This window comes from Parabacteroides provencensis (assembly GCF_900232875.1).
In the GTDB taxonomy this organism is placed as follows: domain Bacteria; phylum Bacteroidota; class Bacteroidia; order Bacteroidales; family Tannerellaceae; genus Parabacteroides; species Parabacteroides chinchillae.
The window spans coordinates 512,903-529,771 of the sequence record NZ_LT960489.1 but is presented as its reverse complement, the minus strand read 5'-3'; the positions used below and the strand labels follow the sequence as shown (position 1 = coordinate 529,771).

Sequence of the window (16,869 nt, the reverse complement as noted above, 5' to 3'; positions counted from 1 at the left end):
ATGGCCAGAAAAGAGGAAACAATCAGTATGATTGACACCCTTGCGGAGTTCAAGGAGTTGAAAAATATAGATAAGGAGACAATGATTAGCGTATTGGAAGACTCTTTCCGAAACGTTATAGCTAAGATGTTTGGCACTGATGAAAATTATGATGTAATTATCAACCCCGAAAAAGGAGACTTTGAAATTTGGAGAAACCGTACGGTGGTAGCAGATGATGAATTGGAAGACTCTAACCTGCAACTTACTTTGACCGAGGCCCGTAAGATTGATGCCGACTGTGAAGTGGGTGAAGAAGTAACGGATGAAGTACATTTTGCAGATTTTGGCCGTCGTGCTATCCTGAACCTGCGTCAGACTTTGGCTTCTAAAATACTTGAATTGCAAAAAGATAGTTTATACGCGAAATATAAAGACAGAATCGGATCTATTATTGCGGCTGATGTATATCAGGTATGGAAAAAAGAGATACTGTTGCTGGATGATGAGGGAAATGAGTTGCTGCTCCCGAAATCGGAACAGATTCCTACCGATTTTTATCGTAAAGGAGAAACCGTTCGTGCTATTGTACAACGAGTGGATAATTATAATAATAATCCGAAAATTATACTTTCGCGTACAGACAAAGTGTTCCTGCAGCGTCTTTTTGAATTGGAAGTGCCGGAAATTAATGATGGTCTGATTACCATTAAGGCTATTGCCCGTATCCCGGGTGAAAGAGCCAAAGTTGCAGTGGAATCATATGATGACCGTATTGACCCGGTGGGCGCTTGTGTTGGAATGAAAGGTTCTCGTATTCACGGGATTGTCCGTGAGTTAAGAAACGAGAATATCGATGTAATTAATTATACATCCAATGTGTCGTTGTTCATACAACGAGCATTAAGCCCGGCAAAGATTTCATCTATACGTGTGAACGAAGAAGAACGTAAGGCAGAGGTTTATCTTCGTCCCGAAGAAGTTTCATTAGCTATCGGTAAAGGCGGTTTGAATATTAAACTCGCTTGTATGTTGACCGAATATACAATTGATGTATTCCGGGATATAGAAGGTGCTGATGAAGAAGATATTTATCTGGATGAATTTGCAGATGAAATAGACAGCTGGGTAATCGATGCGCTTAAGAACATAGGTTGCTATACGGCAAAAGGTGTTCTTGCTATGAATCGCGACGAGATTGTGGAACGTGCTGACCTTGAAGAACAGACAGTCGACGAGGTACTTGCTATTTTATCTGCCGAATTTGAGGATGATGGAGACAACGAATAAGTATTACGACAAAGTTAGATATGCCTATAAAATTAATTCAAGTACAGAGAAAATTAAACGTGGGAATCAACACGGTTGTTGAATTCCTGCACCGAAAAGGGTTCTCGGTTGAGGATAATCCCAATACGAGAATCAGTGATGAACAGTATGCTTTGCTCGTAAAAGAGTTTGGAAAAGATATGCCGGAGAAAGATTATTATAATCGTTTTGCGGCAGAACGCGTCCAAAAAGAGACTCCTTCTGTGAAAGAAGAGAGGCCTTCAGAAATTAAAACGGAAATTCCGGAAGATTTGAAACCTAAGTTTGTGACTAAAGGACGGATAGATCTGGATAACTCCCATAAAAAAACACAGGAAAAGCCTACGGTAAAAGAAGAACCTGTAGTGAAAAAAGAAGAACCGGTTGCTGTAAAAGAGCATACAAAGCCTTTACAGGATGTTCCGGTTGCTAAACCTGTTCCTGTTGTGGAAAAGAAGCCGGTAGAAAAACCAGCTGTTGTACAGGAATTTAAAGCTGAGGAGAAAAAAGAAGAAAAAGTTATAGTTGTGAAAGAAGAAAAAGCCGAAAAGAAGCAGCCCGAGGTTGTAGTTGGTGCTGAAAAAGTAAACTCTGGTAAAGAAGTCGAAATAAAAGACGACACTACTGCCTCTAGTAATGACTCTGACGAGGCTGTTTTCCGACTCAATACTCCGAAGTTTGAATCGAAAATTAAAGTTACCGGAAAGATAGACCTGAATGCTCTGAATCAATCAACCCGTCCTAAAAAGAAGACGAAAGAGGAAAAGAGAAAAGAGCGGGATGAGAAGCAAAAATTTGCCGGAAATAAACCGAATAATCCGAATGGCCCGTTTAAAGGTCCAAAGGATGCAAATGCCGCTCCTAAGCCAGGTACGCCGGTGAAAGCCGGTGAGGAAAATGATGCGAAGAAAAAACGTAAACGCATCAAAAAAGATCGGGTGGATGTAAACAACACTCCGGGGACAAACTTTACCCGTGCTCAGCGTGATGAACGTAAGCCTCGTCTGAAGAAACCTGTAAAGGCCGAAGTTAGCGAAGAGGATGTTCAGAAACAAATTAAAGAAACATTGGCACGTCTGACGAATAAGGGTAATAAGAACAATAAGGGTGCTAAATATCGCCGTGATAAACGTGATGCTGTTCAAAAACGTGAACACGAATTGCAGGAACAGGAAGAACGTGAAAGCAAAATATTGAAACTGACAGAGTTCGTTACGGCTAATGATTTGGCTAATATGATGGATGTTCCGGTGACACAAGTTATCGGTACTTGTATGAGCATCGGTATGATGGTTTCTATAAACCAGCGTTTGGATGCCGAAACAATCAATATCGTAGCAGAAGAATTTGGTTTCAAAACTGAATATGTGAGTGCTGAAGTAGTAGAAGCCATTAAGGCAGACGCAGATGAAGATAATGAAGATGACTGGGTTTCGCGTCCGCCTATCGTAACAGTGATGGGACACGTAGACCACGGTAAAACATCTTTGCTGGATAATATCCGTAGCGCGAATGTGATTGCCGGTGAAGCTGGAGGTATCACGCAGCATATCGGTGCTTATAATGTGAAGTTGGCAAGTGGCCGACGTATTACATTCCTGGATACTCCGGGTCACGAGGCATTTACAGCCATGCGTGCCCGTGGTGCGAAGGTGACGGATATTGCAATTATTATTGTTGCTGCCGATGATAACGTGATGCCACAGACCATTGAAGCGATTAACCACGCATCGGCCGCAGGTGTCCCTATCGTATTTGCAATTAATAAGATCGATAAGCCACATGCAAATCCTGAGAAAATCAAGGAAGAGCTGGCAAATATGAATTATCTGGTGGAAGACTGGGGTGGTAAATACCAGAGCCAGGAAATCTCAGCCAAAAAAGGTGTTGGTATCGAAGAATTGCTTGAAAAGGTATTGTTGGAAGCCGACTTGTTAGATTTGAAAGCCAATCCGAAGAAACGTGCTGTCGGTTCAATTATTGAATCATCGCTGGATAAAGGACGTGGTTATGTATCGACAGTGTTGGTAGAAAACGGTACATTAAAGATGGGTGACATTGTATTGGCCGGTACCCATCACGGACGTATCAAAGCAATGTTTAACGAGCGTAACCAGCGCGTTGAAAAAGCAGGTCCGTCAGAACCGGTTATGATTTTAGGTTTGAACGGTGCGCCTCAGGCCGGTGATACATTTAATGTATTGGAAACGGAACAGGAAGCACGTGAGATCGCAACGCGTCGTGAACAGTTGCAGCGTGAATTAGGTATTCGTACTCAGAAGATGCTGACACTGGATGATATAGGCCGCCGTATAGCTGTTGGAAACTTCCAGGAACTGAATGTGATTGTTAAAGGTGATGTGGATGGTTCTGTAGAAGCTTTGTCAGATTCACTGATACGTTTGTCAACCGAAGAAATCCAGGTGAATGTAATTCATAAGGCTGTTGGTCAGATATCTGAATCGGATGTAGTACTGGCAGCTGCGTCAAATGCTATTATTATCGGGTTCCAAGTGCGTCCGTCTGTACAGGCTCGCCGTAATGCGGAAAAAGATGGCGTTGAAATCCGTCTGTACTCAATTATCTACGATGCAATAGAAGAAGTGAAGAGTGCAATGGAAGGTATGCTTTCTCCTGAAATTAAGGAAGAGATTACGGCCAACGTGGAAGTTCAGCAGGTATTCAAGATTACTAAGGTTGGTACGGTTGCTGGATGTATGGTTCGGGAAGGTAAGATCAAGCGCACGAATAAGATTCGTTTGATTCGTGACGGTATCGTAATCTATTCCGGAGAACTGGGATCTTTGAAACGTTTCAAAGATGATGTGAAAGAGGTGGTTTCCGGCTTGGATTGTGGTTTGAATATTACTAATTTCAACGACATTCAGGTGGGTGACATCATCGAGTCATACGAAGAAACAGAAGTAAAAAAGACGTTATAGCTATGAACTGGTTGGACATTACATTACTATGTCTGGCAGGAATAGGATTTGTAAAGGGCCTGTTTGATGGAGTCATCAAACAGGTTGTTTCGCTTATAGCCCTTTTTGTTGCAATCTTTTTTTGTACCCGGGTAGCTTCTTGGCTAAAAGGATATATCATTGCTTTGGATTGGTTCCCGGCGGAAGGTGTAACAATTCTCAGCTATGTGGCAGGATTCTTGTTGATAGTAGGAGTTGTGTTATTGGCCGGGGAAGTAGTAAGCCGTATAGTAGGCGTTACTCCGTTGGGGGTATTGAACCATCTGGCCGGTGGAGTGTTGGGGCTATGTTTTATGATGGGATTTGTAAGTTTAATACTGAACGGCCTGGAAGAAGTAGACAAAGGTTCGGTCCTTATACCGAGACAGGCAAAGGTAGAATCCCGGTTTTATCATATCGTGATAAAGATTATTCCAACCATTTACTTTGATAATTTGTTTTTTAAAGAAGGAGTAAATGGTATAAAATCAAATATATAAATATGCAAGAATCAAATGATATAATTAATGAGGTAACAAGTGGCGACTATAAATACGGTTTTGTTACCGAGATTGATACGGAAACGATTCACCGGGGGCTGGATGAAGAGACGGTACGTATTATTTCTGCTAAAAAGAATGAGCCCGAGTGGTTGCTCGAGTTCCGCCTGAAGGCATACCGTCACTGGCTTACACTGGAAATGCCTAAATGGCCTCACCTTACGATTCCGGCAATAGATTACCAAGACATTATTTATTATGCAGCTCCAAAAAAGAAAGAAGGCCCGAAGAGCCTGGATGAAGTTGATCCGGAATTGTTGAAAACATTCGATAAATTAGGTATTCCGTTGGAAGAACAGAAGCATTTAAGCGGCATGGCTGTAGATGCCGTCATGGACAGTGTATCTGTTAAAACTACCTTTAAAGAAAACTTGGCGGAGAAGGGGGTTATATTCTGTTCTTTTAGCGAAGCTGTTCAACATCATCCCGACCTGGTACAGGAATATTTGGGAAGTGTGGTTGGTTATCGTGATAATTTCTTTGCTGCTTTGAACTCTGCCGTTTTCTCGGACGGTTCGTTTGTATATATACCGAAAGGTGTCCGTTGTCCGATGGAACTAAGTACTTATTTCCGTATCAACGCAGCTAATACCGGACAGTTTGAACGTACATTGATTGTTGCCGATGATGAGGCTTATGTAAGTTATCTGGAAGGATGTACGGCTCCGATGCGTGACGAAAATCAGTTGCATGCGGCAATTGTTGAAATTGTAGCAAAAGAACATGCGGAGGTGAAATATTCTACGGTACAGAACTGGTATCCAGGCGATAAAGAAGGAAAAGGCGGTATCTATAATTTCGTTACCAAACGTGGTTTATGTAAAGGTGAGGGTAGTAAAATATCCTGGACACAGGTAGAAACCGGATCTGCTATTACCTGGAAATATCCCAGTTGTATTTTAGCAGGAAATAATTCGGTTGGCGAATTTTATTCAGTGGCTGTCACAAATAATTATCAGCAGGCCGATACAGGTACGAAGATGATCCATTTGGGAAAGAATACACGTAGTACGATTGTTTCTAAAGGTATTTCTGCCGGTCATAGTCAGAACAGCTATCGTGGGTTGGTTAAGGTTTCACCCCGTGCGGAGGGTGCACGCAACCATAGCCAGTGTGATAGTTTATTGCTGAGTTCTACTTGTGGTGCCCATACTTTTCCGTATGCCGATATTCAGAATGAGACAGCTGTGGTAGAGCATGAAGCAACTACCAGCAAGATTAGTGAAGAGCAGTTGTTCTATTGTCAGCAACGCGGCATTTCGGTTGAAGAGGCAGTTGGGTTGATTGTAAACGGGTATGCCCGTGAGGTTATGAACAAACTTCCGATGGAATTTGCTGTCGAAGCACAGAAATTGCTGACTATATCGTTGGAAGGTAGTGTAGGATGATAAAAATATAAACGTATGTTAGAGATAAAGAACTTACATGCCAATGTAAATGGCAAAGAGATATTGAAAGGTATAGACTTGTCGGTTAAGGTCGGTGAAATACATGCAATCATGGGACCGAACGGTTCCGGCAAAAGTACGTTAAGCAGTGTATTGGTGGGGAATCCTGCTTTTGAAGTGACCGAAGGGGAAGTCACTTTCAATGGCAAGGATTTGTTGGAGCTTTCGCCCGAAGACCGCAGTAGGGAAGGTATCTTCCTGAGCTTTCAATACCCGGTGGAAATCCCGGGTGTAAGTATGGTGAACTTTATGCGTGCTGCTTTGAACGAACATCGTAAGTATAATGGCCAACCTCCTGTATCGGCTACCGATTTCCTGAAGTTGATGCGTGAAAAGCGTGCAATTGTCGAACTGGATAATAAGCTGGCAAACCGTAGTGTGAATGAAGGTTTCTCTGGTGGTGAAAAGAAACGTAATGAAATATTCCAGATGGCAATGCTCGAACCTAAACTGGCAATTCTGGATGAAACCGATTCCGGTTTGGATATTGATGCCCTGCGTATTGTGGCTAATGGAGTAAACAAGCTGAGAACTCCTGAAAATGCAGCAATTGTAATTACTCACTATCAGCGTTTGCTGGATTATATTAAGCCGGATGTGGTACACGTTCTTTACAAAGGACGTATTGTGAAGACAGCCGGTCCCGAACTGGCTCTCGAACTTGAAGAAAAAGGTTACGACTGGATCAAGAAAGAGATGGGGGATGAATAATATGAAAGCAGAACAGCAGTATATCGAGCTTTTTGCACAATGTGAAGACCTTGTATGCCGTCATGCCTCGGAGGTGATGAACGCTCCGCGTGCACAGGCATTAGCCGATTTTGAAAGGCTGGGCTTTCCTTCTGTAAAGGGCGAAGATTATAAATATACGGATGTAGCTCTGGCGTTTACTCCGGATTACGGGATCAATATCAACCGTTTGGATATTCCTGTAACCCCGTATGATGTATTTCGCTGTGACGTACCGAATATGAGTACCTCCCTTTATTTTGTTGTAAATGATTCTTTTTATGATAAAGAATTGCCCAAAGCAAATTTGCCGGAAGGGGTATATGTCGGAGGATTGAAAACTTTTACCGAACAACATCCGGAAATAGCAGCCCGTTACTATGGTAAGGCTGCCTCGAGCAGTAAAGATGGCATTATAGCTTTGAACACAATGCTGGCTCAGGACGGCTTTGTTTTGTATGTACCAAAGAATGTGGTGGTAGAACGCCCTATCCAGTTGGTTAATATATTTCGCAGCGACGTGGACACGATGGCCAATCGCCGTATTCTGGTGATTATGGAACCTCATTCCGAGGCAAAGTTGCTGGTTTGTGATCATAGTATTGATGATGTCAAATTCCTGTCTACCCAGGTGATTGAGATATTCGCAGGCGAAGGTGCTTATTTTGATTATTACGATCTGGAAGAAAGTAGCGAGTCTACTACCCGCTTCTCTTCACTTCATGTAAAACAGGAGGCCTCCTCAAATGTGCTGGTAAACGGCATTACTTTGAATAACGGCCTTACCCGTAATAATTACTATGTCGAATTGAACGGAGAGAATGCCGAGACTAACTTGTGCGGTATGTCTATCTTGGATAAGCAGCAACAAGTGGATACCTATAGCCACATAACGCATGCCGTTCCTCATTGCACCAGCAACGAACTATTCAAGAATGTGTTGAACGATCGTGCCGTAGGTGTTTTCAGCGGACGTATTTTTGTAAAAGAGGGTGCCCAGAAGACGGAAGCTTACCAAACCAACCGGAATCTGTGTGCCACCCGCGAAGCGCGTATGTACAGTAAACCCCAGTTGGAAATCTATGCTGACGATGTAAAGTGCTCGCACGGTATGACGACAGGACAATTGGATGAGAATGCTCTCTTTTATATGCAAAGCCGCGGTATTCCACGTGATGAAGCACGTATGCTGTTGAGCGTTGCTTTCACGGCAGACGTGATAGACCACGTACGCCTGGATGCATTGAAAGACCGTTTGCATAAGTTGGTAGAGAAACGTTTCAGAGGGGAACTGACTAAATGTGCCAGTTGCCGTATTTGCAAATAATAAGATAAACAATACCGAAAACCCGGATAACAGTCGTTATATGTTATCCGGGTTTTTTGTTTACCTTTGTGAATCATTAAAATCTGATTACTATGCAACTCACTCACATTGCTCTCTGGACAAATGATCCGGAACGCCTCCGCGATTTCTATGTACAGTATTTTGATGGGAAAAGCAATGAAAAATATGTGAATCCCAAGAAAGGTTTTTCCTCCTATTTTGTCTCTTTCGAGAGTGGACCCTCTCTGGAGATTATGCAGCGGAATGATATTACGGAATTTTATCTGCCCGAACATATCGGTTTGGCTCACTTAGCTTTCCATGCAGATACGCGCGATCAGGTAGACTGTATGATGGAACGGTTCAGGGAGGATGGTTGTGTTATTGCCGGCGAAACCCGCGTAAGCGGAGACGGATATTATGAAGGTGTGATATTGGATCCGGATGGAAACCGTGTTGAAATTGTAACGAGATGAAAACACAGGCAAAAGCATGTATAATCAGTTCCGTCCTGTTGGCAGGACTGGCCGGTTGTAAAGGAAAACCCGAAGTTCCCCTGAATGTAATCTATATTCTGGCCGATGATTTAGGGTATGGCGATGTGGGCTGTTATGGCCAGCGAATTATTAAAACGCCTAATATTGACCGGATGGCGAAAGAAGGTCTTTTGTTTACCCAACACTATGCCGGTTGTACCGTGAGCGCACCTTCGCGTTGTTCACTAATGACAGGATTGCATACCGGACATTCGCAGGTGCGCGGTAACCGGGAGATTAAACCGGAAGGACAGCAGCCAATGGAGGCCGATACTTATACACTGGGAACGATGATGAAATCGGCCGGGTATGTAACCGGTATTTTCGGTAAATGGGGATTGGGTAATCCCGGCTCTGTTTCTGTGCCGAATAAGATGGGATTCGACGAGTTTTACGGTTATAACTGCCAGCGCCAGTCTCATACTTTTTATCCGGATCATTTGTGGCATAATGAAGATAAGGTGCTTTTGCCGGAGAATAATGACAATGCATGTGTAACCTATTCGCAAGACCTTATTCACCGGCAGGCCCTCCGGTTTATCCGCGACAATAGGGACAGGCCTTTCTTTGCCATGCTTACTTACACTTTGCCGCATGCCGAACTCAACTTGCCGCATGATTTCATTTACAGGATGTATGAAAATAAATTCGATGAAACACCCTATATCGGCAAGTTTGATAAAGTGATGGGAGGTTATAATACTTCGGAACAACCCAAAGCTTCTTTTGCAGCTATGGTGTCACGGCTCGATATGTACGTGGGCGAGGTACTGGCTGAACTGAAAGCGCAGGGACTCGATAAAAATACGCTGGTGATCTTTACCAGCGATAACGGCCCTCATCATGAAGGAGGTGCCGACCCGGACTTCTTCCGTAGTTATGGCCCTTTAAGAGGAATTAAGCGTGATGTATACGAAGGCGGTATCCGTGTGCCTATGGTGGCCTGGTGTCCCGGTAAGATTAAATCGGGTAAGAAAACAGATCAGGTTTGTGCATTCTGGGATGTAATGCCTACTCTGGCGGAGCTGGTCGGTACAACCCTTCTCCAGCCAGGCGATGGAATCTCCTTTTTGCCCACCTTGTTTGGAAAGGGAGAACAGAAACAGCACGATTACCTATATTGGGAGTTTCATGAACTTAACGGGCGCGAAGCCCTTCGTGCCGGCAACTGGAAACTGATACGCCAGCCGGTTGTAGGTGAAACAATCCTGGAACTTTATGACTTAAGCAAAGATATTCATGAAGACCATAATCTTGCCTCACAGTTTCCGGACAAAGTAGAAGAACTTGCCGCCCTGATGGACGGTGCCCGTACGGAATCTCCTTACTTTAATTTCGGCAGGGAAGGAGCCAAGTAAATAAACGCGATACGAACGATAACAGATATAATATACATGCAACTGAATAAAATTCCCCATACCTATACTATTATTTCCGTAGTCATACTTATTTGCGCCGTCTTGTCGTGGGTGATTCCTGCCGGAGAATATGCCCGGGAGACGGTGGAGGTGAACGGTTCCGAACGTACGGTGATTGTCGATCATTCTTTCCATGCCGTCGAAGCCTCCCCGCAGAGTTGGCAGGTGTTCGGTGCATTGATGGAGGGATTCGAGAAGCAGTCGGGTATTATCGCCTTCCTGTTAATTATAGGTGGGGCATTCCAGATTATGAACAGCAGCCGGGCGATAGATGCCGGTATTCTCTCCTTTCTCCGCAACTCGCGGCGGATTGAACGTTTCGGCCTGTTCCGTCGGCTGGGGGTGAATAATGTGGTGGTAGCTTTCATTATCATTTTGTTCAGCGCCTTCGGGGCGATCTTTGGCATGAGCGAAGAGACGCTGGCTTTTGTCATTATTATTGTGCCACTTGCCATTTCGATGGGATATGATTCCATAACGGGACTTTGTATGGTGTATGTGGCGGCACATGTGGGCTTTTCGGGGGCTGTGCTTAACCCGTTTACTATCGGTATTGCACAGGGTTTGTCGGATTTGCCGTTGTTCTCGGGCTTCGGCTACCGTCTGTTTTGCTGGGTTATATTGACAACTATATTGATTGTGGTTGTACTTCGGTATGCCCACCGGATATACAAACATCCGGAGCGTTCCCTTATGTATGGAGCCGATGCCTATTGGCGTGAACGGGGGGAAGAGGCATCCGGGGAGACGTTGGAGGTACCCACCACACGTTCTGCCTGGATTGTATATGCCCTTATCATGATTGCCTTGATAGCCTTTTCCGCAAACTACCCGCAGACAACGTTTACTGTGGGAGAGGGAAGCCTCTCTTTTCCGGCGGTACCTGTGTTTTCCGCTCTGTTTGCCTTTTCCGGCTTTGTAGCCTTGCGCAAAAGCAACCAGCTTTTTATCTTGAACCTGCTGGGATTTACCATTGTGTTTCTGGTAACCGGCGTGATGGGGTACGGATGGTATCTGGTGGAAATATCCGCCATCTTTCTGGCGATGGGGGTTCTTTCCGGTTTTGCCAATAATGAGAATGCAGATACATTGATTGGCCAGTTCCTTACGGGAGCCAAAGATATGTTGTCGGCCGCTTTGGTGGTCGGCTTTGCCGGTGGTATTATCCAGATTTTGCAGGAGGGGCGGATCATTGACCCTATTCTGCATGGCCTTGCAGCCTTGATGGGAGAAGCGGGGTGTATTACTTCGCTGGGCGTGATGTACCTGATCCAGACGGCTATCAATATTATCATCCCTTCCGGTTCGGCCAAGGCAGCACTCACGATGCCTATTATGGCGCCCTTCTCCGACGTGATCGGCATATCGCGCCAGGCAACCGTACTGGCCTTCCAGTTTGGCGACGGCTTCACGAATATGATTACACCCACCTCTGGCGTGTTGATGGGGGCACTGGGGATGGCCCGCATTCCTTATGAAGTGTGGGTGAAGTGGTTCTTCCGCATTCTGTTGCTCTTTATTGTCGTGGGTATGTTGTTGCTTATCCCTACGGTGTTGGTTCCGCTGGACGGCTTCTGATGAGTTAGTAAAAAAGTATTTGGTTGCTTACCTTTCGGAAAATAGTTGCCTATTCAAATAAGATCGAATGCAGGGATCAACGGAAGGTGGTAATGTGGAATATAAAATGGCCTTTATAGTAGTTAATTTTGATGTGGTTGCCTAGGTATGAATAAATAAATCATCGTTGTTAAAATAAACATCGTATCTTTGGTACGTGTTATACGACTAAATAAAAAATTGTTATGTTAGACATTAATGCAATCCGGTCCGATTTTCCAATCCTGGGGCATCCGGTGTATGATAAACCCCTTATTTACTTCGATAATGCGGCAACTACACAAAAACCGCGTTGTGTTGTAGAGAAGATTGAAAACGGTTACTATAACGTAAATGCCAATATCCACCGTGGAGTCCACTTTCTGAGCCAGGCAGCTACGGAAGCACACGAAGACGCCCGTCGCACGGTACAACATTTCCTGAATGCTCGTTCTACCAACGAAATAATCTTCACCCGCGGCACAACAGAAGCCATCAATCTGGTTGCTTCAAGCTTCACAGACGAATGTATGTCGGCCGGCGATGAGGTGATCGTCTCTGTCATGGAGCATCATTCCAACATTGTGCCCTGGCAGATACAAGCAGCAAAGAAAGGCATCACGTTGAAAGTGATTCCGATGAACGAGAAAGGAGAATTGAAGCTGGATGAGTATCGTAAGCTTTTTTCCGACCGTACCCGCCTCGTGTCGGTAACTCATGTTTCGAATGTGCTGGGTACGATAAATCCGGTAGCCGAAATGATAGAAGAGGCTCATCGCAACGGTGTTCCTGTTTTAGTGGATGGTGCACAGTCCGTTCCGCACATGGCTGTGGATGTACAGGCGTTGGATGCCGAATTTTATGTCTTTTCCGGACATAAGGTGTATGGGCCTACCGGAATAGGCGTCCTGTACGGTAAAGAAGAATGGCTCGAAAAACTACCTCCTTATCAGGGTGGGGGAGAGATGATCGCTGCCGTTTCTTTTGAGAAAACAACGTTTAATGAACTTCCGTTTAAGTTTGAAGCCGGAACACCCGATTATATCGGTAGCACAGCCCTGGCCGAAGCTCTGCATTATGTTACCCGCCTGGGGATGGATAATATTGCTGCTTACGAGCATGAACTGCTGACTTATGCAACTGACAAACTGAATGCGATCGAAGGCATGCGCATCTTTGGACAAGCGGTCGATAAAGGGGCTGTTATTTCTTTCCTTGTAGGTAATATCCACCATTACGATATGGGAATGTTGCTGGATCGCCTGGGGATCGCCGTCCGCACCGGCCATCATTGTGCGCAGCCTCTTATGCAGGTGTTAGGTATCGAAGGTACGGTTCGTGCTTCATTTTCCTTTTATAACACAAAGGAAGAAATCGACGCCTTTGTTGCTGGAGTAGAGCGGGTACGGAAAATGTTCTGATGTATTGAATTTTACTATAATGTATAAAATTAAATGCCATGAAAAAAATCTTATTACTGGCAGTTGTCTGCCTGCTTTGTCTTCCGCTGTCCCTGTCGGCCTATAACGGGCAGTTGTCTTTTAAGAACGGTAAGTTTAAAATCGTTCAGTTTACGGATATACATTGGGACAATAAATCTCCCAATTCTGCAAAAACGGCAGAAACTATCCAGTCCGTGATAAAGGCGGAGCAACCGGATGTGGCAATCCTTACGGGTGATGTGGTAACATCGGCTCCGGGTGTTGAAGGTTGGAAAGCTATAATCAATATATTTGACGGAGCTAAAATACCTTATGCCGTTCTTATGGGGAATCATGACGCTGAAGTTGTGGCAAAAGGAGAAATATATGATATGCTGCTCCGGTCGCCCTATTTCGTTGGCGCGAAAGGACCGGAAAATATCCGCGGATGCGGAAATTATATCTTGCCTGTTTATGGCTCGAAGGATAAACAAAAAATAGCGACACTGCTATATTGCATCGACTCCAACGACTATCCTACATTGAAAGAGTATGGCCATTATGACTGGATTCATTTCGATCAGATTGCCTGGTACCGCGACCAGAGTACAAAATATACGCAGGCTAACGGGGGAAAACCTTACCCTGCCTTGGCTTTCTTCCACATTCCGCTTCCCGAATATTATAAAGTAGGCCGTTCCGATACGAAACTGGGTGTTATGAACGAAGGCGCCGTTGCTTCGCCGGACATTAACACGGGCATGTTTGCTTCTTTTATCGAAATGGGTGATGTTATGGGTGTCTTTGCCGGACACGACCACGACAACGATTTTATCGGCTTGAACTTTGATATAGCTTTGGCATACGGTCGCGTAACAGGTGCCGATGCCTATGGCGACCTGGTAAGAGGCGGACGGGGTATTGAGTTAAGCGAAGGACAGCGCGGATTCGACACATGGATCACTACCCCCGCCGGCCGCGAATATGTTTACTATTATCCTTCCGGCCTTAATTCAAAAGACGAGGAAACGATGACTTACCTTCCGGCTAAGAATGTAAAACCTAAACAGCATGGCGTTGCTTATACTTATTACGAAGGTAAGTTTAAACAGACCGATCAGATAGCCGCCGGCACTAAGCTGAAAGAGGGAACGATGAAGAATTTCTCTATCAAAGAAGCTCCTGCCAAAGATCATTTTGCTTACGATTTCCGTACGTTGGTCAATATCCCTGAAGATGGCGTTTACCGCTTCTACACCTTCTCCGACGACGGTTCCAAATTGTTTATTGACGGACATATGGTAGTGGATAACGATGGCGGACACAATGACAGGCAGAGGAAGGGAATGGTAGCCCTTAAAGCCGGTTTCCACGAATTGCGTGTTCTGTATTTTGAAGATTATATGGGAGAGATGTTGGAAGTAGGCGTTTCCAGCCGTAAGATAAAAGAATCTGTGTTGCCGGATGATATGTTGTATCTTCCCGAATAAATAACGGACAAAAAGAAAAGAGACAGGTTAGTATGTTATTACCCTATATGGAAGCCGGCCGGATAGAGGCCGGCTGTGATGAAGCAGGACGTGGTTGTCTGGCAGGTGCGGTATTTGCCGCTGCTGTTATTTTGCCACCCGATTTTCAGAATGAAGATATGAACGACAGTAAACAGCTTAGCGAAAAGAAGCGTTATGCTCTGCGTCCTGTTATCGAGCAGGAGGCATTGGCTTGGGCGGTGGGTATTGTTTCGCCGGAAGAAATAGACCGTATCAATATACTGAACGCCTCTTTTCTGGCGATGCACCGTGCCATAGGGCAGTTAAAGGTAAAACCCGAACACCTTTTGATAGACGGCAACCGCTTCAACCCATATCCGGATATCCGGCATACGACAGTTATAAAAGGCGACGGCAAATATCTTTCGATTGCCGCCGCCTCTATTCTTGCTAAGACATATCGTGATGATTATATGAATGGCTTGGCTGAAGAATATCCGGGTTACCTCTGGACAGAGAATAAAGGCTATCCTACACGTACACACCGTGAAGCGATTCGCCGGTTGGGTATTACCCCCTACCATCGTAAGACCTTTACCTTATTGCCCGAACAACTTGAACTGCAGTTCTGATTTATTCCATTTCTTTCGTACGGAAAGCCAGTGCGTACATGCGCATCTGCTTCACCATGGAAACCAGGCCGTTGGAGCGGGTAGGCGATAGGTGTTCTTTCAGGCCTATTTTCTCAATAAAATACAGATCGGCATCCAGTATTTCCTGCGGTGTGTGATCCGATAGTATGTTGATCAGGAGGGAAACGATTCCTTTTACAATAACAGCATCGCTTTCGCCCTGGAAAACGAGCTTTCCATCCACATAATCGGCTTGCAGCCAAACACGGCTCTGGCAGCCTTCAATAAGGTTCGATTCTGTTTTGTACTTGTCTTCCAGCGGAGGAAGGGAGTTGCCCAGGTCTATCAACAACGCATACTTGTCCATCCAGTCATCAAAAGCGGAGAACTCCTCTATAACGTTGTCCTGAAGTTCGTTTATTGTCATTGTCTTCTATCTTTTATCTGTTATATACTACTTCAAGTACTGTTTGGCCTACGGCTTTCAGTACGTTTTTGTCTATATTGCCCATGTTATCGTTCTGTGTATGCCAATGGTCGCGGAAGCCTTTGACCGATTCCGGATCATAATTGATAATGTCCAGGCAGGGAATACCGGTTTCTTCAATAACAGCTTCATGGTCGTCTGTTACACCTCCGCCGTTTGCATTGATAAAATACTTGCCATATCCCAGCTTACGGGCAACTTCCCATACTTCGTCCACATAACGTGCTGCATGGCGCATGGAGATATATTCTTTATAGAATACGGCATCTTTGGCTCCTACCATGTCGAGCAGGATGCCGAACTCTGCCTTGTAGCCCGGTTTATGCGGGTTTTTTCCCCAGAAACGGCTGCCCAGGCACCAGGTATCGCTACTGTCTCCATATTTCTCTTTCGCAAATTCGGGTACTCCGTAATCTTCCGCATCAAAGAAGATGATATCTACTCCCACGTCGGGAGTCTTTATTCCCATCTGACGGGCTATTTCTAACAGGGCACCTACTCCGCTTGCACCATCGTCGGCACCATCCAGCGGTTTCCGGTAATTGGCTGGGTTGGGATCGTGATCCGAGTAAGGACGTGTGTCCCAATGGGCGAAAAGCAGGATGCGTTTCTCTTTATCGGGATTGAAGGAACCGATTATGTTACGCGATTCCAATGGAGTTCCGTCGTATGCCGTCAGTGTTGCTTCCTGTTCGTATACTTGTGCCCCGAAGCGTTTTAGTTCGGAGGCCAGATAATTGCCACAAGCTTTATGAGCCGACGTGTTCGGAATACGGTAGCCGAACGACACTTGCTTTTCAACATAGGCGTATGCACTGTCTGCATCGAAGGAAGGAGTGATAGTTGTCGGGGCTTTCTTCAATTCGGCAACCGGAGCCGTTGTTTCGCCGGTCCCTTTCTGGCCGCATGAAAACAATATGATACTTAGTAAAATAGAAACCACTTTTATCATAAGTTTGGGATTATAACCTGTTAATT

At 44.9% G+C, this 16,869-nt stretch carries 14 protein-coding genes; 12 read left to right on the top strand and 2 right to left on the bottom strand.

Features of this window, described 5'->3' with window-relative positions; all coding sequences use genetic code 11:
• The 12 genes from nusA (at position 1) to CTY47_RS09130 (ending at position 15,404) form a co-directional block, all read left to right on the top strand.
• On the top strand, positions 1-1,269 hold the full coding sequence (gene nusA / locus CTY47_RS09185; protein WP_099464461.1) for a transcription termination factor NusA: 1,269 nt from the start codon (positions 1-3) through the stop codon (positions 1,267-1,269).
• A gap of 20 nt (positions 1,270-1,289) precedes the next feature.
• Positions 1,290-4,229 (top strand): translation initiation factor IF-2, encoded by a 2,940-nt coding sequence (gene infB, locus CTY47_RS09180; protein WP_099464460.1) that lies wholly within the window; start codon positions 1,290-1,292, stop codon positions 4,227-4,229.
• Between the two features lie 2 nt (positions 4,230-4,231).
• On the top strand, positions 4,232-4,747 hold the full coding sequence (locus CTY47_RS09175; RefSeq protein WP_099464459.1) for a CvpA family protein: 516 nt from the start codon (positions 4,232-4,234) through the stop codon (positions 4,745-4,747).
• A gap of 2 nt (positions 4,748-4,749) precedes the next feature.
• On the top strand, positions 4,750-6,195 hold the full coding sequence (sufB, locus tag CTY47_RS09170; RefSeq protein ID WP_099464458.1) for a Fe-S cluster assembly protein SufB: 1,446 nt from the start codon (positions 4,750-4,752) through the stop codon (positions 6,193-6,195).
• A gap of 15 nt (positions 6,196-6,210) precedes the next feature.
• Entirely contained in the window at positions 6,211-6,966 is a 756-nt protein-coding gene (gene sufC / locus CTY47_RS09165; protein WP_099464457.1) for a Fe-S cluster assembly ATPase SufC, read from the top strand.
• On the top strand, positions 6,959-8,311 hold the full coding sequence (gene sufD, locus CTY47_RS09160; RefSeq protein WP_099464456.1) for a Fe-S cluster assembly protein SufD: 1,353 nt from the start codon (positions 6,959-6,961) through the stop codon (positions 8,309-8,311). The genes sufC and sufD overlap by 8 nt, the downstream gene beginning before the upstream one ends.
• A 92-nt stretch (positions 8,312-8,403) precedes the next feature.
• Complete coding sequence (locus CTY47_RS09155; RefSeq protein WP_099464455.1) at positions 8,404-8,787, top strand: VOC family protein; 384 nt, start codon at positions 8,404-8,406, stop codon at positions 8,785-8,787.
• A complete protein-coding gene (locus CTY47_RS09150) occupies positions 8,784-10,205 on the top strand; it encodes an arylsulfatase (protein WP_099464454.1) in 1,422 nt (473 codons plus the stop codon). Before CTY47_RS09155 ends, CTY47_RS09150 begins: the two co-directional genes overlap by 4 nt.
• Positions 10,206-10,241: 36 nt before the next feature.
• Positions 10,242-11,843: a YfcC family protein gene (locus CTY47_RS09145; RefSeq protein WP_099464453.1), complete on the top strand. Its 1,602-nt coding sequence runs from the start codon at positions 10,242-10,244 to the stop codon at positions 11,841-11,843.
• A gap of 224 nt (positions 11,844-12,067) precedes the next feature.
• Positions 12,068-13,282, top strand: a complete 1,215-nt coding sequence (locus tag CTY47_RS09140) for a cysteine desulfurase (RefSeq protein ID WP_099464452.1) — start codon at positions 12,068-12,070, stop codon at positions 13,280-13,282.
• Between the two features lie 38 nt (positions 13,283-13,320).
• Entirely contained in the window at positions 13,321-14,772 is a 1,452-nt protein-coding gene (locus tag CTY47_RS09135) for a PA14 domain-containing protein (RefSeq protein ID WP_099464451.1), read from the top strand.
• 32 nt (positions 14,773-14,804) lie between these two features.
• Positions 14,805-15,404: a ribonuclease HII gene (locus CTY47_RS09130; protein ID WP_099464450.1), complete on the top strand. Its 600-nt coding sequence runs from the start codon at positions 14,805-14,807 to the stop codon at positions 15,402-15,404.
• A 1-nt stretch (position 15,405) separates the two neighbouring features.
• On the opposite strand, the gene CTY47_RS09125 is transcribed toward CTY47_RS09130, so the two are convergent.
• Both CTY47_RS09125 and CTY47_RS09120 read right to left on the bottom strand, forming a co-directional pair.
• A complete protein-coding gene (locus CTY47_RS09125) occupies positions 15,406-15,831 on the bottom strand; it encodes a SufE family protein (protein WP_099464449.1) in 426 nt (141 codons plus the stop codon).
• A 13-nt stretch (positions 15,832-15,844) separates the two neighbouring features.
• Positions 15,845-16,843 carry a M28 family peptidase gene (locus CTY47_RS09120; protein ID WP_099464448.1) on the bottom strand — a complete coding sequence of 333 codons (999 nt, stop codon included), beginning with the start codon at positions 16,841-16,843 and terminating at the stop codon, positions 15,845-15,847.
• Positions 16,844-16,869: the final 26 nt, after the last annotated feature.